This is a genomic window from Streptomyces sp. JLBJ103, from assembly GCF_058215575.1.
Genome location: NZ_CM177089.1, coordinates 8290122 through 8313346 on the forward strand (window position 1 = coordinate 8290122; position 23225 = coordinate 8313346).

Sequence of the window (23225 nt, forward strand, 5' to 3'; positions counted from 1 at the left end):
ACCCCCAGCTCCGCCCGGGGAGGTCCGTCCGCCCCGAACCTCCGTCGAGGACAAGGAAGAGCCACATGGTCCATCTCGCCGCTGACGACCGCTACGACTCCATGCACTATCAGCGCTGTGGACGTAGCGGAGTGCTGCTGCCGAAGGTCTCGCTCGGCCTGTGGCACAACTTCGGCGACACCCACCCGCTCGAGAACCAGCGCGCGGTGCTGCGCCGCGCCGTGGACCTCGGCGTCACCCACATCGACCTGGCCAACAACTACGGCCCGCCACCAGGCAGTGCCGAGGCCAATTTCGGCACCGTCTTCGCCCAGGACTTCCGCCCGTACCGCGACGAGCTGTTCATCGCGACCAAGGCCGGATACCTCATGTGGCCGGGCCCGTACGGCGAATGGGGGTCGCGCAAGTACCTCCTCGCCAGCCTCGACCAGTCGCTGTCCCGGATGGGCCTGGACTACGTCGATGTCTTCTACTCCCACCGCTTCGACCCGGACACTCCCCTCGAGGAGACGATGGGCGCGCTCGACAGCGCGGTACGGCAGGGCAAGGCGCTCTACGCGGGCCTGTCCAACTACCCGCCGGAGGCGATCACCGAGGCCGCCGCGATCCTGAAGGAGCTGCGCACGCCGTATCTGATCAACCAGCATCCGTACTCAATGCTCGAGCGCGGGGTCGAGGGCGGGGTGCTGGAGTCCTCGGCGCGCGCGGGCGTCGGCGTCATCGCTTTCTCGCCCCTCGCGCAGGGCCAGCTCACCGACCGCTATCTGAAGGGGGTGCCCGCCGACTCCCGGATGGCGCTCGGCCACTTCCTCACCCGTGACGCGCTCACCGAGGAGCGCCTCACCCTGCTGCGCGCGCTCGACAAGATGGCCGAGGGGCGCGGTCAGTCCCTCGCCCAGATGGCGCTGGCATGGGTGCTGCGGTACCCGCAGGTGGTCTCGGTGCTGATCGGCGCGAGCTCCGTCGCCCAGCTCGAGCAGAACGTCGCCGTGCTGGACTCGCCCGGCTTCACCGACGCCGAACTCGCCGAGATCGACCGGCTCTCCACCGAGGCCGGGGTGGAGATCCCCTGATGACCCGGGTGCCTCCCGTCGGGCGCGCGTCCGCCGGGGAGGCGCTGCGGCTACGGTTCACCCATGAGCGGTGAGACGGGCCTGCGGGAGCGCAAGAAGCAGCGGATGTACCGGACGATCTCCGAGACGGCGATCTCGCTGTTTCTCCAGCGGGGGTTCGACGAGGTGTCCGTCGCCGATGTGGCGGCCGCGGCCGAGGTGTCCAAGCCCACGCTGTTCCGCTACTTCGCCTCCAAGGAGGATCTGGCGCTCCACCGGTTCGCCGACCACGAGGACGAGGCGGCGCGGGTGGTGCGCGACCGGGCGGAGGGGGAGTCGCCGCTGGAGGCGCTGCGGCGTCATTTCCTGGCCGGGCTGGAGCGCCATGACCCGGTGACCGGGCTCAACGACGACACGGATGTCCTCGCCTTCCACCGGCTGTTGTACGGCACCCCCAGTCTGGTCGCCCGGCTCTTCGCATACATCGGCCGCTCGGAGGACGCGCTCGCACGCGCCCTCGCGGAGGCGGAGCCGGCGGAGGGCGGTCCGGACGACATCACGGCGCGGCTGGCCGCGGGCCAGATCATCGCCGTCCAGCGGATCCTGGCGCAGGAGAACTGGCGCCTCATCGAGGCCGGGGCCCCCGCCTGGGGGGTCCAGCCGGACGCGGTCGCCGCCGCCGAACGCGCCTTCACCATGCTCCGCTCGGGCCTTGCCGCTTACGCCTGACCCGGAACGTCTGCCCCGGGAAGATTCACCCCTCCACAAATAACGTGACTAGGTTACAAAATTAACTGAGTCACGCTATGCTGTCCTGGTCGAACGGTACGAGGGGGCACAACCATGACCACAGCCGATCAGCACATCCACGGCGCCGAGCCGGGCCACATGGACCCCGTGGGCTCCGCGGGCTCTCCAGGTCCTCAAGGCGCGCTCACCGGCCGGCTCACCGAGGAGCGCGCCTACCACGACGCCTGCCGCGCGGCGATGGCCCGGATGGTGCGCGGCGCCGATGACCAGGTCTTCACCGGTGAGGACGTCTCGGGCAGCGGTGCGGACGCCGAGGTCCTCGACCACCATCTCCGCAGCTACGCCAAGGAGCTGGCCCCGGACACCCCGCTGTTCTTCGGTCGGCTCGACTTCGACCACGGCCCCGCGGCGGGGGACCACCGTGGGCAGCGCTACCACATCGGCTGCCGGCGGATCGTCGAGCACCCCTCAGCGCCCCCGCTGGTGCTCGACTGGCGGGCTCCCGTCTCCCGCGCCTTCTACCAGGCCGGTCCCCGTGATCCCCAGGGGGTGGCGGTCCGCCGCCGTTTCGGCTGGGCGCCCTTCAGTCGCGGCGATGCCACGGACCTCACCGGTATCGAGGACGAGCACCTCACCTCCGGCCGGGCCCGCCGGGACCCCGGCCGGACGTCACCGGTGAGATCGAACGCCCCCGGGTCGGGCCGATGCGCGATATCGCCGCCACCATCCAGCCCGAACAGGACGACCTGGTCCGTGGCGAACTCACCGCATCGGTCTGCGTCCAGGGCGCCCCCGGCACCGGAAAGACGGCCATCGGCCTGCTCCGGGCCGCCCATCTCCTCTACACCCACCCCCAGCGCATCCAGCGCGGCGGCCTGCTCGTCCTCGGCCCCAACCGCGCCTTCCTGCGCTACATCGCCGAAGTCCTGCCCGCACTCGGAGAAATCGACATCCGCCAGTGCACCCTGGAGGACGAGATCGCCCGACACCCGGTGGGCGCGACCGATGACGAGGCCGCCGCGGCGCTCAAGCACGACCCCCGTATGGCCGGCGTGCTCGCCCGCGCCCTGTACGGCCGGGTCCGCCCGCCCGCCGAGTCGCTCGCCGTCCCGGACGGCTCGTACCGTCGCCGTATCACGCTCGATGCACTGGAGCGGATCGTCGAGGAGATTCGCGCCGACCGACTGCCCTACGCGGTCGGCCGCGAGCGGGTACGGTCCCGCGCGGTCGGCCTGCTCCAGCGCCAGGCCGAGCGGCGGGCCGGACCGCCGAGTACCGAATGGCTGCGCCGGATGGAGCGGTCCGCGGCCATGACCGCGTTGGTGAATGCCGTATGGCCCGCCGTCCGCCCCGAGGAGGTGGTGGCCGAGCTGTTCAGCGACGCCGACGCGCTGGCCCGTGCCGCCGACGGACTGCTGACCGAGCGGGAGCGGTCCGCCCTGCTGTGGCGCAGACCCCCGCGATCGTCCAAGAGCGCCCGATGGTCGGCGGCGGACCTAGTGCTCCTCGACGAGGTGGCCGGCCTCATCGAACGGCCCGCGGGCTATGGCCATATCGTCGTCGACGAGGCCCAGGACCTCTCCCCGATGCAGTGCCGCGCCATCGCCCGCCGCGCCGGATTCGGCTCCCTCACCGTCCTCGGCGACCTCGCCCAGGGCACCACCCCCTGGGCCGCGCGCAGTTGGGCCGAACACCTGGGTCACCTTGGCAAACCAGAGACCGTCGTGGTGCCGCTGACCACCGGATTCCGGGTCCCGGCAGCCATCATCGAGCTCGCCAACCGCCTCGTGGCGACGCTGCCGGCGACGCACCCGCGGCCCGCTCGCTGCGCCGCGACGGGAGCCTGCGGATCCGCCGGACGGCCGCACTCACCGAGGAGGCGGTGGCAACGGTCCGTGAAGCCCTGGAGCGGGACGGCTCGATCGCCGTCATCGCCGCCGCGGCGGACACCGCGCGGCTGAGCCAGGCGCTGGAGAAGGCCGGGATCGCGACCGTCGCCGCTGAGGAGCCGGACAGCGCCGCCCGCGTCACCGTGCTCCCCGCGAACCTGGCCAAGGGGCTGGAGTACGACCACGTGGTCATGGCCGAACCGGCGGCCATCGTGGACGCCGAACCACGCGGTCTCCACCGGCTGTATGTGGTCCTCACGCGCGCCGTCTCGAGGCTCGACATCCTGCACCACCGCCCCCTGCCGGACGCCCTGCGGTGATCGCGGAGGAGGGCGCCCGGATAGCATGAGCGGTCCGCTCGCGACCCACCCCACCACGCCGTACGGAGACGCACCCTTGGCCACACCACGGATTCCCGTCATCCTCCTCACGGGCTTCCTGGGCTCCGGGAAGACCACTCTGCTCAACCATCTGATGCGGGACAGCGCGGGCACTCGCATCGGCGTCATCGTCAACGACTTCGGCAGCGTCAACATCGACGCCCTGGCCGTCGCGGGCCAGGTCGACTCGATGATCCCCATCGAGAACGGCTGTCTGTGCTGCGCCGCGGACGCCTCCGAAATGGACGACATGCTCCAGCGGCTCACCGACCCGGCGCTGCGCATCGATGTGGTGGTGATCGAGGCCAGCGGTCTCGCCGAGCCGCAGAGCATGATCCGTTCGCTGCTGTCCAGCACCAGCGAACGTATCGTCTACGGCGGGCTGGTGGAGGTCGTGGACGCCGCGGAGTTCCCCCGTACCCGCGAGCGCCATCCCGAGCTCGACCGCCATGTGCGCGCCGCCGACCTCGTGGTGCTCAATAAAACCGACCGGGTGGGGGAGCAGGAGCGCCGGGCCGTGCTGGAGACGGTGGAGGAGATCGCCCCGGGCATCCCGGTCCTCACCGCCGAACACGGTCGTGTCGACCCCGCCCTGCTCTTCGACCACCGGCCCTGTACCACCGCCGAGGAGCGCTTCCAGCAGCTCTCCTTCGCGGATGTGTGCAGCGGCGAGCACGACGACCACAGCCGTCATCTCCACGCCGCCTACGAGAGCGTGGAGTTCACCTCGGCCGAGCCGCTGAACCCACGGCGTGTCATGGATGTCCTCGACAGCCGCCCCGCGGGCCTCTACCGCATCAAGGGTTTCCTGCACTTCGCGGGCGCCGGAGGCGACCACAAGTACGGGCTGCACGCGGTCGGTTCCTTCCTCCGGTTCCAGCCCGTTGCCTGGGAGCGCGGTGAACCCCGCGCCACCCAGCTGGTGATGATCGGCACCGGTCTCGATGCCGACACCCTCACCAAGCGTCTCGCGGACTGCGTCGAGACCGCGCCGGACGAGGTCGACGACCGGCAGATGATGGGCGTCCTGCGCTATGTGCAGACCGAAGAGCTGGAGGAGCCGGAAGAGCCCGAAGAGCGCGCTGAGGCCGGTGCGTTGGCCGAAAACCTACGGGACTAGAGAATCTCTGCGGCGGGGTGCACAACGGTTCGGCGGTCTCACGGGTCGAGGTGGGTGTACATGAGGTAAACGCTTGCCAACAAGCAGGAGGATGTGTGCGTTCCCGTTCCCTCTCCGCCGTCGCACGCTGTGCGACGGTGGCCGCACTAGTGACCACCCCCGCTGTCTTAGCCGGCCCCTCCGCCAGTGCGGCCGGTTCCGCCCGCACCACCGCGGCCGCCGCCACCCCACAGGCCGACTTCAACAAGGACGGATTCGCCGACCTCGCCGTCTCCGCGCCGACGGGCACGGTGGGCGGCAAGGCCAAGGCGGGCTATGTCGCCGTCGTCTACGGCTCGGCGTCCGGGGCGAACACCGGCCACCGGCAGGTCATCGGGGAGGACGCCGCCGGCGTCCCCGGGGACCCGGAGGCGGACGCCAGATTCGGACAGCGCACGGTCGCTCGCGACTTCGACGGCGACGGCTACACCGATCTCGCGGTCCAGTCCAGCAGCACCCCGGACGTCACCGTCCTGTGGGGTTCGGCCAACGGTCTGAGCGGTGGCACCGCGCTGCCCAAGGGCGACGGCGACAACTTCGGTTCCAGCATCATCGCCGGTGGTGACATCAACGGCGACGGCCACGCCGACCTGATCGACCTCACCCAGGTCGGCACCGAACCGGATTCAACGACCGCCCTGCGCGTCCGGTTCGGCCCGTTCACCCGCGACGGCGCCGCCGCGGGCAGCGCCACCGCCGACACCGGGAAGATCGACGCCCCGACCAGCCTGACCGTGGGCGATGTCACCGGCGACGGCAAGGACGACGTGGTCACCACCCACGCCTTCGAGGAGATGTCCGAGGCCACGCTGTTCTGGAAGGGCGGCACGGACGGTCTGACGAAGTCGTCCGCCCGGCTCGACCACGGTGCCTCGGCGGCCATTGGCGACGTCGACAAGGACGGCCACGCCGATCTGATCATGCGCACCGTACCGGGCAACGTCGTGGAGAACCTGCCGTACGACCACGGCACCCTCAAGGTGCTCTACGGCACCGCGTCCGGTCCGAGCACCACCCGCACCAGGGTGATCGACCAGAACACCCCGGGTGTGCCGGGCGCCAATGAGGACGGCGACCAGTTCGGCTACGAGCTGAGCGCCGGTGACGTCAACGGCGACGGCTATGCCGATGTCGCCGTCGGCATCCCCTACGAGGACATCGACGGCGGCAAGGACGCGGGCAGCGTCGTCCAGCTCTACGGCGGCGCGGGCGGTCTGTCCGGCACCGGCGCCCAGGCGTTCACCCAGGACACCGCCGGTGTTCCGGGCGCCGGCGAAGCGGGTGACCACTTCGGCGCGGCGGTACGGCTCGGCGACACCAACGGCGACCGCAGGGCCGATCTGTCCGTGGGCGCCCCCGAGGAGGACGGCGCCCACACCTCCAGCGGTGCCGCCTGGGTGCTGCGCGGTCAGCCCGGTGGCCTCACCACCGATGGCGTGGTCTCCTTCGGCCCCGCCACGCTCGGCGCCGCCGAGCCGGGAGCGGGCCTGGGCACCGAGTTCCAGCGGTAAGCCCTCGCCCTCGCACGCTCAGCCCTCCCCGGCGTCCTCCGGCCCGTCGGCCCGCTCGCGCGGGTCGGCGCGGTCCGGTTCCTCGCCCCTGGAGGGCAGCGGAAGCAGCACGCGGAAAGTGCAGCCCTCACCGGGCGCGGTGTTGATGTCCACCCGCCCGCCGTGCGCGGAGACGAGCGAGTGGACGATGGCCAGCCCCAGTCCCGAGCCACCGCCGGCGTTCCGGCTGCGGGAGTCATCGGCACGGTAGAAGCGCTCGAAGACCCGCTGTCGTTCCTCCGGTGACAGACCGGGACCCCGGTCGGCCACCTCGAGCACGGCGTACGCGCCTTCGGTTCCCACACCGATGCGGACGGGGCTGCCGGAAGGGGAATGCGCCACCGCGTTGCCGACCAGATTGGTGACCACCTGCCGCAGCCGCGCCTCGTCGGCCAGCGCCGGTGCGGACGCCGGCCGGCCGCCGCCGGGCCCGGTGAGGGTGACCTCGCGGGTGGCGTCCAATGCGCGTACGTCGTGCAGGGCGTCGGCCGCGAGGGTGCGCAGATCCATCGGGGCCAGCTCCAGCGGGAAGGCGAGCGGCTGGTGCGCGTCGGCCGCGGTGCGATGGGCGTCCTCGTCCAGCCGTGCCAGCAGCAGCATGTCCTCGACGAGCTGGGTGAGGCGTTCGGACTCCTCGGCGATCCTCCGCATGGTGTGGTCGATGTCCTGGCGGGTCGGCAGCGCGCCCATGCGGTACAGGTCCGTATAGCCCTTGATGCCGACGAGCGGGGTGCGCAGTTCATGGCTGCCGTCGGCGAAGAAGCGCCGCATCCGCGCCTCGGCCTCGGCTCGGGCGCGGAAGGCGCTGTCGATCCGGGCGAGCATCTGGTTCAGATACTCGGTGAGTTGGCCCACCTCGGTGTGCGGGCCCGCCAGTTCGGGGATCCGCTGGGAGTAATCGCCCGCGGTGATCGCCGCCGTCGTCTCCTGGATCCGGGTCAGCGGACGCAGTCCGGAGCGGACCGCGAACCATCCGGCCACAGCGAGCACGGCGATCAGCGCGGCCCCGGCGGTGAGCGAGACGTTCCGGGTCCTGGTGACGGTGGCCTCGGCCGCGTCCAGGGACGAAGCCACGATCACGCTTCCGGAGCGCTCCGAGGTGGCCGCCATGGGCAGGCCGCGCGGTCCGTCCCGGGGCACGGTGACGACTCGCCACGTGTGGTCGCCGTGGTGCGCGCGCACCGTGAACGGACGCCCGTGTGTGGCCAGGACGGCCTGGCGGTCCAGCCGGGGGAGTGCCGGGCCGCCGCCGGGGGGTGCCGCGGTCGCCCCGAACGCCTCGTCCGGGGCACCCCGGTCGTCCACGTACGTCACCGTCGTGCTCTCGAAGAAGCTGAGGAGCCGCATACTGTGCGGGGGGTCCGAGGGAGGGGCCACCTGGCAGGCGATCTCGGCGGTCAGCGTGAGCCGCGAGTCCATCCGGTCCTGGAGATAGTCGCGCAGCGTGGTGCTGACGACCACGCCCGCCGCCAGCAGCCCCACCGCCACCAGGGCCATGGACAGACACAGCAGACGTGTGCGCAGGGAGAGCCGGGTCAGCGCGCGCCCCATCCGGGTCACGGGCGCCCGCCCTGCTTCCGCGGTCCGCGGACGACGTATCCCACGCCGTGCACGGTGTGCAGGAGTTTGGGCTCCACCCGGTCGATCTTCCGCCGCAGATAGCTGATGTAGGTGTCGACGATGCTCGGGTCACCGCCGAAGTCGTAGGCCCACACGTTCTCCAGGATCTGTCCCTTGGACATCGTCCGCCCGGCGTTGGCCATCAGGAAGTGCAGCAGCCGGAACTCGGTCGGCGACAGTCGGATCTGCTCCCCGGCCCGAGTCACCAGATGCCCCTCCGGCTCCAGCTCCAGATCGGCCACGACCAGACTGGCGGGCGGCTCGCCCTTGGTGCGGCGCAGCACGGCCTGGATCCGGGCGATCAGCTCCTCCAGGTCGAACGGCTTGGTGACGTAATCGTCGCCGCCCAGCCGCAGCCCGTTGACCTTGTCCGCGGCGGCGTCGCGCGCGGTGAGGAAGAGCACCGGCACGGCGCCGCCGTGCCCGTTACCGGAGGACCTCGGCTGTGCGCGCAGCCTGCGAATCACCTCGAAGCCGTCCATGTCCGGCAGCATGATGTCCAGCAGGACCAGATCGGGGGGCTGATGGGCGGCCATGTCCAGCGCCTCCCGCCCGTTCGCCGCCGCGTCGACGTCGAACCCGGCGTACCGCAGTGCCGCGGGCAGCAGTTCCCGGACGGTCGGTTCGTCGTCGACGACGAGGAGATGGGGCCGGGGAGCCGTCGCCGTATGCCGCGGGTCTGTCGCTTCTGCCATGGTCTGGGGTGCCGCCTAGGGGGACTGTGGGTACCGGGTCTGTTCAGCACAGCACGGGGTGGTCAGGATGCCGAGTCGTAGCTGCCCTGCGGGCGGCGACCGGGGGCGCGGGCGGCCAGGGGCCGTCCGGAGCCGTCGGGCCGCGTCCGGCTCCGGTGCGTGGCGCGGGTTCCGTGGATCCGGCTCCCCCAGTATGCCGCGAGCCCGGCGAGGACGAGGCTGCTCAGCCCGGCCAGGCCCACAGTGCCGTCGAGGCCGCCGGTGACACCGCGCATTTCCTGCCCCATGACGCTGACGCCGATCCGGAAGGAGGCTCGAGGGAGCAGGGCGAGCAGGATCGCCGTGCCGCAGACCGCGAAACTCGTCCGCAGAGCGATCTCCACATGGCGGCCCAGAAGCGCGTTGGCTTCCTCGCGCGCTCCACGCACCGGGGTCCGCGCCGCGGCCCGGTAGCCAGTGAGCACCAGAGCAGCGACGAGGACGAGCAAACCGATCAGCCACAGTGGTGCCCCGGCCACGGTCCGGTCAGCGATGGTCACTGTACGGTCGGTGAACCCACCGTCGGTCCGGCCACCCTGGCCCATCATCCCCAGCAGTCCGCCGAGTTCGCCCTGTTGCTGGTGGATGCCCGCCTCCCACGACGAGCCCAGACCGGAGGTGAGTGCGACGGCCGGCAGATCCGGCCCCGCCAGCAGCAGCGCTCCGGCGGGCTTGGCCGCGCGGTCCCACCCGGCCAGCGTCGCGCCACCGGCCAGCGCCCCGACGATCAGGGGCAGCCAGCACAGGGTGGTGAGCACACCGGTCAGCGCCGAGGCCACGGGGTGCCACTTCAGCCGCAGCCGGCTCAGAGCGAGAGCGCTCGGCAGCGTGGTCCGCCGAACCGCCACACAGCCGAGTCCGAGGATCATCGCTACCCCGACCACACCGAGGAGGGCCGCCATCGCGGGGTCGGCCTCGAACCGTATCGAGCGCAGGGCGGACATGCCGCCGTCCCCGAACCCGCGGAGGGGCTGCTGCCCTGAGCCATCACCGCCCTCTCCGACCACACCCTCCGGCAGCCGCAGCGTGCCATGCGCCAGCAGCGCCAGCGACGGGAACAGCACCGCGGCGGCGCACAGCGCACCGCCCATCCGGGCCAGCAGCAGTGCGGAGGCCGGGCGGGGGCGTGAACGCAGCGGCCGGAAGAAGCCGTACCCCAGCACCACCGCCCCCAGGAACGTCAGTCCCAGCGGTATCGCGGCCGCCTGGCCCGCCACCTCGAGACTCAATCCGTCGCCAAGTCCTCCAAGACCGCCGCCCAGACCGCCGCCACCGCCCAGGCCGCCCGCGCGCCCGCCGTTCTCCCCGAGCGGTACGGGGGAGTCGGACTCGAGCGTGAGCCCGCTCCCCGTGGCCATGGTGGTGACCGCCCAGGTGAGCCGGGACACGGGGGCGATCTCATCGGCGCACAGGGCGAGCAGCGCCAGATACGCGGTGACCGCCATCACCACAACCGCGGCGAGGACCGCGAGTGCGCCTTCGAGGGCGTGGCGCAGGGCGCCACCGGGCCGTACGGTCGTGGACCGCGACGCTACGGACATCACTGATCCTTCCTTTCGCCGTTCCGGTGGATCAGGAGCCGAGCCCGGCCGGGGCGGTGGATGCGCGGACGGGCTCGTCCGGTTCGTTGCGCTCCGGGGCGCCCAGCTTCGCGCCCTCCACATCGATGTCCGGCACCCAGCGGTCCAGCCGGCGGGGGAGCCACCACGCCCGGTGGCCCAGCAGGGCCAGGACGGCCGGTACGAGTGTCATCCGGACGATGAAGGCGTCCAGGAAGACGGCCGTGGCCAGCCCGAAACCGATGGTCTTCACCATCAGCTCGTCCGATCCCATGAACGCCGTGAAGACCGAGATCATGATGATGGCCGCCGCCGTGACGACCCGTCCCCCGAATTCGAATCCGCTGCTGATCGCGTCGAGCGGCGACTGCCCGCTCACGTACGCCTCCCGCATCCGGGTCACCAGGAACACCTCGTAGTCCATGGCCAGTCCGAACACCACCCCGACCATGAAGATCGGCGTGATCGACACCACCGGCCCCGGATCGGACACCCCGAACAGGGAAGCACCCCAGCCCCACTGGAAGACCGCGACGACCCCGCCCAGTGCCGCGGCGATGGACAGGACAAACCCCAGCGCGGCTTTGAGGGGGACCAGAAGGGAGCGGAAGACCGCGATCAGCAGCAGCAGCGCCAGGCCCGCCACGAGTGCGAGATAGGGAACGAGCGCGTCGGTCAGCTTCTGCGAGACGTCGATGTTCATCGCGGTGGAGCCGGATACCATGATCTGCGCGCCACTGTCGGCCTCGAGACCGGGATCGCGCAGTGCGTGAACGAGGTCGGTCGTTTCCTGACTGCTCGGCGCGGTGGCGGGCACCACGGTGAGAACTGCGGTGTCGCCGGAGTCGTTGACGCGGGGCGGATTGACCCGGGCGACATCGTCCATCCGCTGGATACGGGCGCCGGCGCGCTCCGCGGCGGTCTTGGCGCTTGCGCCGCCCTCGGGCTGCACGACCACCATCAGCGGGCCGTTGAATCCCGGGCCGAACTCCTTCGACAGCAGGTCGTAGGCGCGGCGCTGGGTGGTGGAGGTCGGCTGGCTGCCGTCGTCGGGCAGGTCCAGTTCCAGGGATGCGGCGGGCACGGCCACCGTGAGCAGGGCGGCCACCCCTACGAGCAGGACGGTGAGCGGGCGGCGGGTGACGAAGCGGGCCCAGCGCACGCCCATCCCGGGCCGGGGAGCGGCACCCGGGTCAGGGCTCTTGGCGCCAGCGGCCTTGGCGCCAGAGGTCCTGGCGAACCGCCTTCCGCGGCGCGGTCCGGCGGGCCGGATACGGCGCCCGGCGATGCCCAGCAGCGCCGGGACCAGCGTGACGGCGATGAGGACGGCGAGCGCGACCGTACCGGCCGCGGCCAGCCCCATCTGCGTCAGCACCGGGATGTTCACCACACTCAGACCCACCAGCGCGATCACCACGGTCAGTCCGGCGAACACCACCGCCGATCCCGCCGTGCCCAGGGCCCGTCCGGCCGCCTCCTCCCGGTCCTTGTACTCCGCGAGCTCGGCGCGATACCGGGAGACGACGAACAGGGCGTAGTCGATGCCCACCGCCAGGCCGAGCATCGTGGCGAGTACGGAGGTGGTGGAGCCCAGGCCGAGTGTGCTGGAGAGCACCTTGATGACACTCATGCCGATACCCACCCCCAACAGGGCGGTGAACAGGGGCAGTCCCGCGGCGAGCAGCGCGCCGAAGGTGATCACGAGGACCACCGCGGCCACGGCGATCCCGATGGCCTCCGAGGCATGGCCGCCCTTCGAGGCGGACAGGGCGTTGCCGCCCACCTCGACCGTGAGCGCGGAGGACCGGGCCTGCTCCACGGTGTCCATCAGCGCGGTGCGCGAATCCTCCTTCACCTCGGGGCCGGACACCTCATAGGTGACCTGGACATACGCGGTGGAGCCGTCCTTGCTCACCGAGTGGGTCACGAAAGGATCGGTCACCTGGCTGACCTGCGGGTCCTTCCCCAGCTCCCGGACGGTTCGCCCGATGGCCTCCTTGGTCTGCGGCTCGGTCACCCGGCCGCCGTCGCTCGTGAACACCACACGTGCCGTGGCCCCGTCGGCGTTCTGCCCGGGAAATCGCTCGTGGAGCACGTCATAGGCGCGCTGCGCCTCCGTGCCCGGCATGGCGAAGTCGGTCTGGGGGGCCGCGGGGGCCTGGGCGGCCAGCACACCGGCGAGGACCAGGAGACCGGTCCACAGCACGGTGACGTACCACCGTCGTCGGAAGGAGAAGCGGCCCAGCGCGGACAGGAAGGTGGCCACAGACATGGCTCCCGGTCGGATCGTGGTTCAACAGGGCGGAAACCGCACGCCCTTGAGCCCCGACTGCCGCCGCAGCGCTCCTGAAGGAGGGGACATGGCTGAGGTGACGCGGACCGGTCGGGCGGTACGGCGAGCGGACGGCCGGTCCGGACCGTGGTCCGGACCCGCTGTGCCGCCGATCCGTACCGGGACCGGCCCGTCCGCTCTGACAACGGAGCCTGACAGCCGCCACCGGCCGCTTTCGGAGAGTTCCTGGGAGCTTTCTGAGAGCCCCGCGGGGGACGGTGCCGCTCACCGGCCCCCGGGCGCGGCACCTTCCCGCTTTCCCGGGCCACGGGCCCCGTTCCTCACAGGACATTCCCAGGAGCGGCCCGCGCCGGTGCGCCGATGTCCGTCTTCATCTCTCCTCAGTCTTGTCAAGTACCTACAAAAACATCATGTGAGCTGCGGCGATTGCTGTCGGGGTACCTGACAAGTAGGGTGTGCCGCATGTCAGCCCTCAACGTGGAATTCAGCGATCGGGAACTTGAGGACCTCCGCCAGATCGCCAAGGAGCGCGGCACCACCATGAAGGCCCTCGTCCGGGAGGCGACCGTGGCCGACATCGCCCGGCACCGCGCGCTCCAGGAAGGCGCCGAGGTCTTCCGCCGGTTCTTCGCGGACAACGCCGACGCCTTCGCCGACGCGTTCCCCGAGGACGAGCACGACCCCAGGGGACGGGCTGCCTGACCCATGGCCCCACTTCTGCACATCGACGTGCCGTGGCTGTTGCAGCGGCATGAGGAAGTCATGCCGGAACAGCCGGCCATCTCGGACTTCTCCGGTCTTGTCGCCGCCGTGGCCCGTCATCGGGTCGATCCGCCGCGTCTGGGTGTGGACCCCGACCCCGCATGGCGGGCCGCCGCCCTGCTGCACACACTGGCCACGCTCAGACCGCTTCCTGCGAGCAACGCGCGGTTCGCCAGCGCCACCGCGGTCGCCTATATGCACGCCTCGGGTGAGGGCATCGACCCGCCGTACGGAGCGCTGATCGACCTGGTCCGGGACATCCTGTCCAGCAAGGCCGATGTCTTCGACGCGGCGGGTCGTATCCGCTCCTGGCGTATCTGACCTGGGCAACGGCCGACTCGTCCGTCGTTGCCGCCGCTCCAGCAAGTCGCGGCTGCCTGCTCGGAGGCGGAGATCACGGTCGTTCCTGCCCGCTGACGCCCGACAGCCTCGCCCCTTCCCTGGCCTTCGGGCCCGGCGAGGGGGCCTTTCGCCGCGCCCGGGTTCGGAACGTACGTTGGCCCCCCACCAAGGCGGGGGCCGGTCGGTCGTACTCGCGGAGCCGGCCGCGGGTACCGTTCTGAGTGTCCAGGCCAGAACGGAGTTCAGCATGCCACGGAGTCATGAGGAGCACACCGGCGCTCGAATCGCGGACTACCGGAAGCTGCGCCAGCTCACCCAAACCGCTCTCGCGCAGCGCGCGTTCCTCGCCCGCAGCACCATCGCCAAGGTCGAGCGGGGCCTGGCCCCGGCCACACCCTCGGTCGTGGCCGCTGTCGCCCGAGTCCTCCAGGTCGACGTCGCCGTGCTCAACGGCCAGCCATATGTCTCGGAACTCCAGCAAGACCACCTCGACCGCCTCATCTCCCCGTTGTCCGAGGCGCTCGACCTCTACGACCTTGGGCCAGACCCCCACATCACCCCTCGGCCCGTCGGCCAAGTCGAGGGCGACGTCAAGGTGTTGTGTGCCGGGGCCTCCGCTACGGAGTACAAGGACATCGGTTCGAAGCTGCCCGGTCTCCTCGGGGAACTCACCACGATGGTCAGTCTCCTGCCCCCGGGTGAGGAGTACCGGCGGGCGGCCTCGTCGCTGAGCTGGTGCTACTGGGTCGCCTATGAGTTCGCCTATCGGGTCGGCTACCACGATCTGGCGTCGATCGCACTGGAACGCATGGGCTGGATGGCCGAGCAAGCGCAGGACCCGTTACTGCTCGCCATCCGTTTGAACAAGCGCTCCAGCATGCTGCTCCGGCGTGGGAACAACCAGATGTCGCTTCGAGTCATCGGGCGCGGTCACGGGCTGATCGATCAGGTTGAGCAGCCCGAAGGCGTGGAAGCCCTGGCCGTGACGGGCAGTCTGCATCTCGCGTCGGCCATCGCGGCCGCCCAGGCCAAGGATGCTGACGCTGTCAGCGGGTACATGGGTCTGGCGCGCGAGACCGCCAAGAAGATCGGTCGCGATGTGCCGGAGGTGTACTGGTCCTCGTTCGGGCTGACGAACGTGCAGCACTTCGACGTCGCGACCAACGTGGAACTCGGCGAACTTGGTGTGGCAGTGAAGCTGTCGAAGCAGTTGCATTTCCCGGAGGCTCACCCACGGATGCGGGTCGGCCGGTACTACATCGAGATGGCTCGAGCGTACGCGCAGATGGGCAAGGCCGAACCTGCCGAACGGTTCCTGATCCGGGCGCGACGGGTGGCTCCGCAGCAGGCTCGGTATCACCCTCTGATGCGGGAGACGATCGGGACCCTGGTGCGTCGGCAGCGGCGGGCGCCTGAGTCGTTGTCGTCGCTTGCGGCCTGGGTCGGCATGTAGCAGCGGGGGAGGGGCGCCATTGTTCCGTATCGGGGAACACTGACGCCCCGACAGCTCGGCACGATGTGACGGTCAGCGCACAGACCGTCACATGGAGCCGACCATGACGACCAGCACCCTGCCGTGGAAGCCGCCTCCCTCCGGGGATGTCGAGCCATTACCCGTAGGGCGCTGGTGGGACGCCGTGCGGGCAGAGAACTCCGTCGGCGAACGCGCGCTGGAACTCCTCGGCGACGACACCGGCGCCGTCATCCAGGACCGCTTCGGCACCCTGTATTGGCTCGTCGCCATCGGCTCCGCCCGCAGCTGGCACCTCCGCCAAGTCCGCGTGCTCACCGAGCTGGCCGACGAGAGCACCTACCTCGGCGTGCCCCCTGTGCATTGGGTCGAAGGACCGCGGCCCCACTGGCGCGTCCCCCTCGCGCCCGGTCGGTACCTGACCGACGCCTGGCGGCTGTGGGAGGCCCTGGCCACGGCTGACCGTGCCGAGCTGGGGCCGCCGCCGGAGGGTCGGCAGACCTGCCACCGGTGCGCGCTGCCCACCGAGGAACCGGTGGTGGTCGACATCCAGCACACGGCCAGCGGTGTCGGCCGCACGGTCTACGCCTGCCCTCGGCATGCGCGAGAGGCGCCGCGTGACCCGGTCGCCCAGGCCGCTGCCATGCGTCGCGCCCGCCAGTTGGGAAGGGGATGATGACGGCCGCGCAGCAGGACGCGCTTCCGCGTGACGCCGAAGAGGAGTGGCGCGCGGCCATCGAACACGCCGCGGGCTGTGTGACGTGCAAGACGCCGGGTGCTGTGTGCGAGCGGGGCGAAGCCCTGCTCGTCGAGTACACGGCGGCCGCGCGGCACGCTCGGTCAGGTGATGCCGGATGAGTCGCCGCACAGCCCGTGCCGCGCGGGCCGGGCTGTACGTCGTCCGGGGCGCTCGTGCCGGACTGATCCTTGGCGCGCTGTTCGGCATCCTCGCCGCCGCCATCGCCCTGTGCGTCGCGGGCGATCCGGCCGCCCCATAGACCGGGTGGGCCGCTGGCAGGTCCGGGCTCCCCTACCGGACACCGCGTACGACCGCCGCGGCCGGGAGTCCGGTCGAGGGAGCACCCGGCCGCGGCACGGATCGATGGGCGCGCAGGCTCAGCCCGTGGAGCCGAACTCCTCGGCGACGGCCCGCTTCTCCAGCGTTTCGCGCCGCTCCTCGGCCGGGCTGTGCCCGGCCGCCTCCGCCGCCTCCGCCGCCTGCGCGCGCTCGGCCGTGGCCAGCAGCGAATGGCCCGTGGCCAGCACACCGATGCCCAGCGCCACCGCCGCGGCCCCGATGTAGAACGGCATATGGATCCCGGCGTGTTCGGCCACCTTGCCCGCGGCGTACGGCGCCAGACCACCGCCGATGAAGCGCACGAAGCCGTAGGCCGCGGAGGCGACCGGACGCTCCACGGGTGCGACGGTCATCACCGCCTGCGTGGTGATGGTGTTGTTCACCCCGATGAAGGCACCGGCCACGATCACCGCCACGATCAGCGTCGTGCGGGAGGTGGTGAACAGGCCGATGACGAGGATGTCGAGCGCGAAGAGCGCCAGATTCAGATACAGCGCTCGCGCGATACCCAGCCTGGCCTGGAGCCAGGGCGCTCCGAAGACCGAGAAGAACGCGACGAGCAGACCCCAGCCGGTGAAGACATAGCCCAGCTCATGCGTGCCCAGGTCCATCGGGAAGGGCGCATAGCCCAGCACTGTGAAGAAGCCCCAGTTGTAGCAGAGCGCGGTGAGCCCCATGGTGAGCAGCCCGCGGTGGCGCAGCGCCTTGAGCGGGTCGGTCATGGATGTGCGGCGTGGCGGGACCGGTGTGGGTTCGACCAGTACGACGGTGGCCACCAGCGCGATGGCCATCAGGACCGACACACCGAAGAACGGACCACGCCAGCTGATACTGCCCAACTCGCCGCCCAGCAGCGGTCCCACGGCGATACCGATGCCGAGCGCCGTCTCGTAGAGGATGATCGCCCCGGCGAAACCACCGCTGGCCGAGCTGACGATGACGGCGAGGGAGGTGGCGATGAACAGGGCGTTGCCCAGCCCCCAGCCCGCGCGGAAACCGACGATCCCGTCGATGCTGCCGGATGCCCCGGCCAGCGCGCTGAAGAGCACGATGAGTACCAGCCCGGCCACCAGGGTGCGCTTGGCGCCGATACGGCTGGAGACAAAACCGGTGATCAGCATGGCGACGGCCGTGACCACCAGATAGCTGGTGAACAGCAGTGACACCTGGCTCGGTGTGGCATGCAGCTTGGCGGAGAGCGAGGGCAGGATCGGGTCCACCAGGCCGATGCCCATGAACGAGATCACGCAGGCGAAGGCCACCGCCCAGACGGCCTTCGGTTGGTTGAACGGGTTCTGGGCGCGGGGAGGGGAGGACCGGTCGGTGCCGGGGGCGGGGTGGGTGGATATGCCGGAGTGAGCGGACAACAAGGGCTCCGTCGGGTCAGGACCCGGGCCGTGACGGCATGACAAGCCGTGGCGCGGCGGGGGTGCCGATGGGTCAGGAAGCGGTGCTCCCCGGAGATCTGCGCGCCCGCCCCGCGCTCGCGACCAGCCGCTGGAAGGCGGGGCCCGCGGCGCGGACGGCGGTGGCGAGTGCCTCTTCGTCCTCCGGGGACAGGGTGGCCAGCAGTTCGGTCAGTTGGGTGGTACGGCTGCGGCGCCGTGCGGCGAGCAGTGCGCGCCCGTCGTCGGTGATCGCCACCAGCACTACCCGTCCGTCGGCCGGATCGGCGACCCGGGTCACCAGACCCTGCCGATCCAGTCGCTGGATCAGCTGGGTCATCGAGGGCTGGGTGACTCCCTCGTCCGAGGCCAGTGCGGTCAGCCGCGACGGACCCTCCCGGTCCAGCCGGCCGAGGGTGGACGCGGCCGTGAAGCTGATGTCCCGGTTGGTCAGATGGCGAATCGCGAGGAACGCCAGCTGCTCCAGCGTCTCCGCGACCTCTTCGCGGACGGCAAGGGCGTCGGTGTCACCCGGATCGGACTGGTGTGTGTACTCCACACTTATATTTGTATCACGGGCCTATATAGGTGGTCTATGTGTCGGGCTCAGCGGAAGATCCCCGTGTGGCCGAGCGAGTAGCGTCCGGGCTGCGGGTAGACCGCCAGCCCGTGCGGGCCGCCGCCGACCGGGATCCGGGCGCGCAGTTTTCCGGTGCGGGTGTCGATGGCGTACACCTCCGAGTTGTAGCGGCCGGACAGCCACAGCACCTTGCCGTCGGCGGACAGCCCGCCCATGTCGGGGCTGCCGCCACCGGGCAGCCGCCACCGCTCGATCAGCTTGCCGGTGGCGAAGGAGAGCACCGAGATGCTGCCCTCGCCCCGGTTGGAGATGTACATCCTGCGCGAGTCGCGGCTGACGTACAGACCGTGGGTGCCCTTGCCGGTGGGCAGCAGCCGCGGACGGCTGAAGGTGTCGCCGTTGAGCACCCACACCCCGTTCGCCACCATGTCGGCCACGTACCATTTCCGGCCGTCCGGTGAGATCTTGACGTCCTGTGGCATGGCCCCCGCGATCGGCAGCCGCTGCTGCCCGATCACCTTCATCCGCGCGGTGTCCACCTTCAGCAGTTCGCCGGAGAACTCGCACGAGACGATGAAGTAGCGGCCGTCGGGGGAGAAGTCCGCGTGATTGACGCCGTAGCAGCTCACCGGCAGCGCTTTCACCACGCGCATGGTGTGCGCGTCCCGGAAGACAAGCTGCCGGTCTTTGGAGGCCATCACCACGGCGTGTTTGCCGTCGGGGGTGAAGTAGAGGTTGTACGGGTCGTGGACGTCCACCGTCCGCCCGACCCGGCCGGTGACCGGGTCGATCGGGGTGAGGGTGTTGCCCAGGTCGTTGTTGACCCACAGAGTCTTCAGATCCCAGGAGGGGACCACGTGCTGCGGCTGGTGACCGACCGGGATCGTGCGGATCACCTTGAAGGTCTTCGGGTCGATGATGCTCACCGTGTCCGACAGGGTGTTGGGCACGTACACCCGCGACGGGAAGCGCTTGACCACGTTGGCCAGCTTGCCCGGCCGGTCGGCGGCGTACAGATCGTGCGGATCCAGCGGCGGGGGCATGCCCGGCAGCAGCTTGGCGCGGGAGGCTTTCTTCGCCGCGGCCGAGGGGTGGACCCTGTGTTCGGCCCGCGATGTCGCCCGGTCCCGCTTGTGACCGTGATCGCTGGAAGAGGCGCAGGCCGGGACCGCGGCGCCGCACAGCAGCAGGGCCGTGGCGGCCCGGACCGCAGCGCGGCAGCGAGCGGGGGAGCGGTGGGTCGGGCCACTGGCCACGGTTTCCTCCAGCGGTGAACTCCAGTGGTGAAACTCCGGCGGTGAAGGGAAATGCGGTCGCTGCCCGGACCACGGTGGGCCGTGGCCCAAGATTGTCACCCGCGCCCCCCACCGGCACCCGCCGACGTCCAAGCAGGTGAGGCGCCTACCACCGGTGGCCGAAGCCCTGTCCCCCGCGCCGTCTGGCGGATCGGCGCCCCGCCCGCGTATTCCCGTGCGCATCCGCATAATCCGGCGCGCGCGGGGGATTCGGGGGCCATGACCACGCCCTGCCTTCCGACGGCTATCCGGGCTTGCCTGTTCGATCTCGACGGGGTCCTGACCCGGACCGCCGTGGTGCACGCGGCGGCGTGGAAGCAGACGTTCGACGCATTCCTCGAGCGCCGCGACGGCCCCTCCTTCCGCCCCTTCGACCGGGCCGCCGACTACGACGCGTACGTGGACGGCCGCCCGCGGGCCGACGGTGTCCGCACCTTCCTGGCCTCCCGGGGCATCGAGCTCCCCGAGGGCGCGGTGGACGACCCACCCGACAAGGACACCGTGCACGGTCTCGGCAACCGCAAGAACGCCCTGGTCCTGGCCAAGATCCGGGAGGAGGGCGTCGAGGCGTACCCCGGATCGGTGCGCTTCTGCGAGGTGGCGCGTGCCGCGGGGCTGCGGACCGCGGTCGTCTCCTCCAGCGCCAACTGCCGCGATGTGCTCATCGCCGCCGGTATCGAGCACCTCTTCGAGGTGCGGATCGACGGTGTGGTCGCCGCCGAGCGCAAGCTGCCGGGCAAACCCCACCCGGACACTTTCCTCGAGGCCGCGCGCGAGTTGGACACCACCCCGGACGCGGCCGCCGTCTTCGAGGACGCCCTCGCGGGCATGGACGCCGGGCGCGCGGGCCACTTCGGCCATGTGGTGGGTGTGGACCGGGTCGGCCAGGCCGACGCACTGCGCCGCCATGGCGCCGATGTCGTGGTCCGGGATCTCGCCGAGCTGCTGGAGGAGGACCCCTCGTGATCACCGACGACTCGTACGCCGTCGACCCCTGGCTGATGCGGGAGACCGAGCTCCACCTGGATGTGCTGCCCCAGAGCGAATCGGTCTTCGCGCTCTCCAACGGCCATGTCGGCTGGCGCGCCAATCTGGACGAGGGCGAGCCCCACGGTCTGCCCGGCTCCTACCTCAACGGGGTGTACGAGCGGCGCCCGCTGCCCTACGCCGAGGCCGGATACGGCTACCCCGAGGCCGGTCAGACCATGATCAACGTCACCAATGGGAAGATCATCCGGCTGCTGGTGGACGACGAGCCCTTCGATCTGCGCTACGGACGGCTGCGCTCCCACGAGCGCGTCCTCGATCTGCGCGGCGGTGTGCTGCACCGCAGTTGTGAGTGGACCTCCCCCTCGGGCACCAGCGTCCGGGTGCGCTCCACCCGGCTGGTCTCCCTCACCCAGCGGGCCATCGCCGCCATCGCCTATGAGGTGGAGGCGCTCGACGCCACTATCCGTGTGGTGGTCCAGTCCGAGCTGGTCGCGAATGAACAGTTGCCCAGCCTCGCGGGAGATCCCCGGGTCGCCGAGGCCCTGGAATCTCCCCTGCTGCCCGAGGAGAACGACGCCAGCGGCAACCGGCTGCGGCTGATCCACTGCACCGACGCAAGCCGACTGCGGGTCGCGGCCGCCGCCGACCACCTGATCACCGGACCGCCGCCCACCCGCCACTCCAGCGAGAGCAGCGACGATGTCGCCCGGCTGACCGTGACCTCCGTCCTCGAACCGGGACAGATCCTGCGGCTGGAGAAACTGGTCGCCTACGGCTGGTCGAGCGTCCGGTCCCTGCCCGCCGTACGCGACCAGGTCGAAGCCGCACTGGCCGGGGCCACCAGCACCGGCTGGCGCGGTCTGGTCCATCAGCAGCGCGCCTGGCTGGAGGACTTCTGGGACCGCGCCGATGTGGAGGTCGAGGGCGATGCCGAGATCCAGCAGGCGGTCCGCTTCGCCCTCTTCCACGTACTCCAGGCGGGCGCCCGCGCGGAGGAACGCGCCATCCCCGCCAAGGGCCTCACCGGCTCCGGCTATGACGGACACTCCTTCTGGGACACCGACACCTTCGTCCTGCCCCTGCTCACCTACACCTTTCCCGAGTCCGTGGCCGAGGCGCTGCGCTGGCGACAGTCCACCCTGACCGCGGCTCGCGACCGGGCCCGTCAACTCGGCCATGAGGGCGCCGCGTTCCCCTGGCGCACCATCGACGGGTCCGAATGCTCCGCCTACTGGCCCGCGGGTACGGCGGCCTTTCACGTCAACGCCGATGTCGCGGATGCCGTGGTGCGCTATGTCGCCGCCACCGGCGACGAGGAGTTCGAACGCGAGACCGGTGTGGAGCTGCTGGTGGAGACCGCCCGGCTGTGGCGCTCCCTGGGCCATCACGACCACCACGGCCGCTTCCACCTCGACGGGGTGACCGGCCCCGACGAGTACAGCGCCCTCGGCGACGACAACGTCTACACCAACCTCATGGCCCAGTCGAACCTGCGGGCGGCGGCGGATGTGGTGGAGCGCCACCCGGCCAAGGGCTCGGCGCTGGGTGTCGACGACGAGGAGGCCGCCGCCTGGCGGGATGCCGCGGAATCCATGACCATCCCCTACAACAAGTCCCTCGATGTCCACGAGCAGCACACCGGCTTCACCGGCCACCAGGAGTGGGACTTCCAGAACACCCGCCCCGACGACTACCCGTTGATGCTCCACTTCCCCTACTTCGAGCTGTACCGCAGACAGGTGATCAAACAGGCCGATCTGGTGCTGGCGATGTATCTGCGCGGTGAGTGCTTCACCGAGGAGCAGAAGGCCCGCAACTTCGCCTACTACGAGCCGCTGACCGTCCGCGACTCCTCCCTGTCCGCCTGCTGCCAGGCGGTCATCGCCGCCGAGGTCGGCCATCTGCGGCTGGCCTACGACTACTTGGGCGAGGCGGCGCTGATGGATCTGAAGGACCTGGAGCACAACACCCGCGACGGTCTGCACATCGCCTCACTCGCGGGCACCTGGATCGCCCTGGTCGCCGGGTTCGGCGGAATGCGCCACTTCGCGGACAGCCTGGAGTTCGCGCCCAAACTGCCGGAGAAGCTGGCCCGCCTCGCCTTCACCGTGCAGGTGCTGCGGCGGCGGCTGAGAGTGGAGATCACCAACACCTCCGTCATCTACTCCCTGATCGAGGGCGCCCCGATGGAGATCCGGCACTACGGCCGGGCGATCACCGTCTCCGACAAGGCGCCCAAGACCTGTGAGATCCCCGATCAGACCGCCCGCCCCGAACCGCGCCAGCCCCCTGGCCGACGGCCCGACCGCCGGGCCTGAGACGAAGGGGCGTGCGTG

The 23225-nt window shown here is 70.7% G+C and carries 18 protein-coding genes and 1 pseudogene; 12 read left to right on the forward strand and 7 right to left on the reverse strand.

Features of this window, described 5'->3' with window-relative positions:
* The first annotated feature begins 65 nt into the window (after positions 1-65).
* The 5 genes and pseudogenes from AC4BEG_RS35175 to AC4BEG_RS35195 all read left to right on the forward strand — a co-directional run bounded on the left by AC4BEG_RS35175 (position 66) and on the right by AC4BEG_RS35195 (position 6741).
* Positions 66-1073, forward strand: a complete 1008-nt coding sequence (locus AC4BEG_RS35175; protein WP_490703731.1) for an aldo/keto reductase — start codon at positions 66-68, stop codon at positions 1071-1073.
* 63 nt (positions 1074-1136) lie between these two features.
* On the forward strand, positions 1137-1781 hold the full coding sequence (locus AC4BEG_RS35180; protein ID WP_490703732.1) for a TetR/AcrR family transcriptional regulator: 645 nt from the start codon (positions 1137-1139) through the stop codon (positions 1779-1781).
* Positions 1782-1940: 159 nt separating this feature from the next.
* Positions 1941-4011: pseudogene (locus AC4BEG_RS35185) on the forward strand (HelD family protein).
* Between the two features lie 76 nt (positions 4012-4087).
* The gene (locus AC4BEG_RS35190) at positions 4088-5191 is read left to right on the forward strand and encodes a CobW family GTP-binding protein (protein WP_490707304.1); all 1104 of its coding nucleotides are present in this window, start codon (positions 4088-4090) and stop codon (positions 5189-5191) included.
* 95 nt (positions 5192-5286) lie between these two features.
* Positions 5287-6741, forward strand: coding sequence for an FG-GAP-like repeat-containing protein (locus AC4BEG_RS35195; protein WP_490703733.1), 1455 nt, complete (start codon positions 5287-5289; stop codon positions 6739-6741).
* An 18-nt stretch (positions 6742-6759) separates the two neighbouring features.
* Here AC4BEG_RS35195 and AC4BEG_RS35200 read toward each other — a convergent pair whose 3' ends face one another.
* The 4 genes from AC4BEG_RS35200 to AC4BEG_RS35215 form a co-directional block, all read right to left on the reverse strand.
* On the reverse strand, positions 6760-8331 hold the full coding sequence (locus AC4BEG_RS35200) for a sensor histidine kinase (protein WP_490707305.1): 1572 nt from the start codon (positions 8329-8331) through the stop codon (positions 6760-6762).
* Positions 8332-8336: 5 nt separating this feature from the next.
* The gene (locus AC4BEG_RS35205; protein ID WP_490703734.1) at positions 8337-9095 is read right to left on the reverse strand and encodes a response regulator transcription factor; all 759 of its coding nucleotides are present in this window, start codon (positions 9093-9095) and stop codon (positions 8337-8339) included.
* Positions 9096-9157: 62 nt separating this feature from the next.
* Complete coding sequence (locus AC4BEG_RS35210; protein WP_490703735.1) at positions 9158-10675, reverse strand: streptophobe family protein; 1518 nt, start codon at positions 10673-10675, stop codon at positions 9158-9160.
* A gap of 31 nt (positions 10676-10706) precedes the next feature.
* The gene (locus AC4BEG_RS35215) at positions 10707-12959 is read right to left on the reverse strand and encodes an MMPL family transporter (RefSeq protein ID WP_490707306.1); all 2253 of its coding nucleotides are present in this window, start codon (positions 12957-12959) and stop codon (positions 10707-10709) included.
* 489 nt (positions 12960-13448) lie between these two features.
* On the opposite strand from AC4BEG_RS35215, the gene AC4BEG_RS35220 reads away from it, so the two are divergent.
* The 5 genes from AC4BEG_RS35220 to AC4BEG_RS35240 all read left to right on the forward strand — a co-directional run bounded on the left by AC4BEG_RS35220 (position 13449) and on the right by AC4BEG_RS35240 (position 16559).
* Positions 13449-13688 (forward strand): hypothetical protein, encoded by a 240-nt coding sequence (locus AC4BEG_RS35220; protein ID WP_490703736.1) that lies wholly within the window; start codon positions 13449-13451, stop codon positions 13686-13688.
* A 3-nt stretch (positions 13689-13691) separates the two neighbouring features.
* Positions 13692-14069 (forward strand): toxin Doc, encoded by a 378-nt coding sequence (locus tag AC4BEG_RS35225; RefSeq protein ID WP_490703737.1) that lies wholly within the window; start codon positions 13692-13694, stop codon positions 14067-14069.
* 268 nt (positions 14070-14337) lie between these two features.
* Entirely contained in the window at positions 14338-15543 is a 1206-nt protein-coding gene (locus AC4BEG_RS35230; RefSeq protein WP_490703738.1) for a helix-turn-helix domain-containing protein, read from the forward strand.
* A gap of 103 nt (positions 15544-15646) precedes the next feature.
* Positions 15647-16237, forward strand: coding sequence for a hypothetical protein (locus tag AC4BEG_RS35235; protein ID WP_490703739.1), 591 nt, complete (start codon positions 15647-15649; stop codon positions 16235-16237).
* Positions 16238-16415: 178 nt separating this feature from the next.
* Positions 16416-16559, forward strand: a complete 144-nt coding sequence (locus AC4BEG_RS35240) for a hypothetical protein (protein ID WP_490703740.1) — start codon at positions 16416-16418, stop codon at positions 16557-16559.
* 118 nt (positions 16560-16677) lie between these two features.
* On the opposite strand, the gene AC4BEG_RS35245 is transcribed toward AC4BEG_RS35240, so the two are convergent.
* The 3 genes from AC4BEG_RS35245 to AC4BEG_RS35255 form a co-directional block, all read right to left on the reverse strand.
* Complete coding sequence (locus tag AC4BEG_RS35245) at positions 16678-17988, reverse strand: MFS transporter (RefSeq protein ID WP_490707307.1); 1311 nt, start codon at positions 17986-17988, stop codon at positions 16678-16680.
* A 91-nt stretch (positions 17989-18079) separates the two neighbouring features.
* Positions 18080-18583, reverse strand: coding sequence for a MarR family winged helix-turn-helix transcriptional regulator (locus tag AC4BEG_RS35250; RefSeq protein ID WP_490703741.1), 504 nt, complete (start codon positions 18581-18583; stop codon positions 18080-18082).
* A 47-nt stretch (positions 18584-18630) separates the two neighbouring features.
* Positions 18631-19860: a YncE family protein gene (locus tag AC4BEG_RS35255; protein ID WP_490703742.1), complete on the reverse strand. Its 1230-nt coding sequence runs from the start codon at positions 19858-19860 to the stop codon at positions 18631-18633.
* A gap of 258 nt (positions 19861-20118) precedes the next feature.
* Here AC4BEG_RS35255 and AC4BEG_RS35260 point away from each other — a divergent pair, with 258 nt between their 5' ends.
* The gene (locus AC4BEG_RS35260) at positions 20119-20865 is read left to right on the forward strand and encodes an HAD family hydrolase (protein WP_490703743.1); all 747 of its coding nucleotides are present in this window, start codon (positions 20119-20121) and stop codon (positions 20863-20865) included.
* Entirely contained in the window at positions 20862-23207 is a 2346-nt protein-coding gene (locus AC4BEG_RS35265; RefSeq protein WP_490703744.1) for a glycoside hydrolase family 65 protein, read from the forward strand. The genes AC4BEG_RS35260 and AC4BEG_RS35265 overlap by 4 nt, the downstream gene beginning before the upstream one ends.
* Positions 23208-23225: the final 18 nt, after the last annotated feature.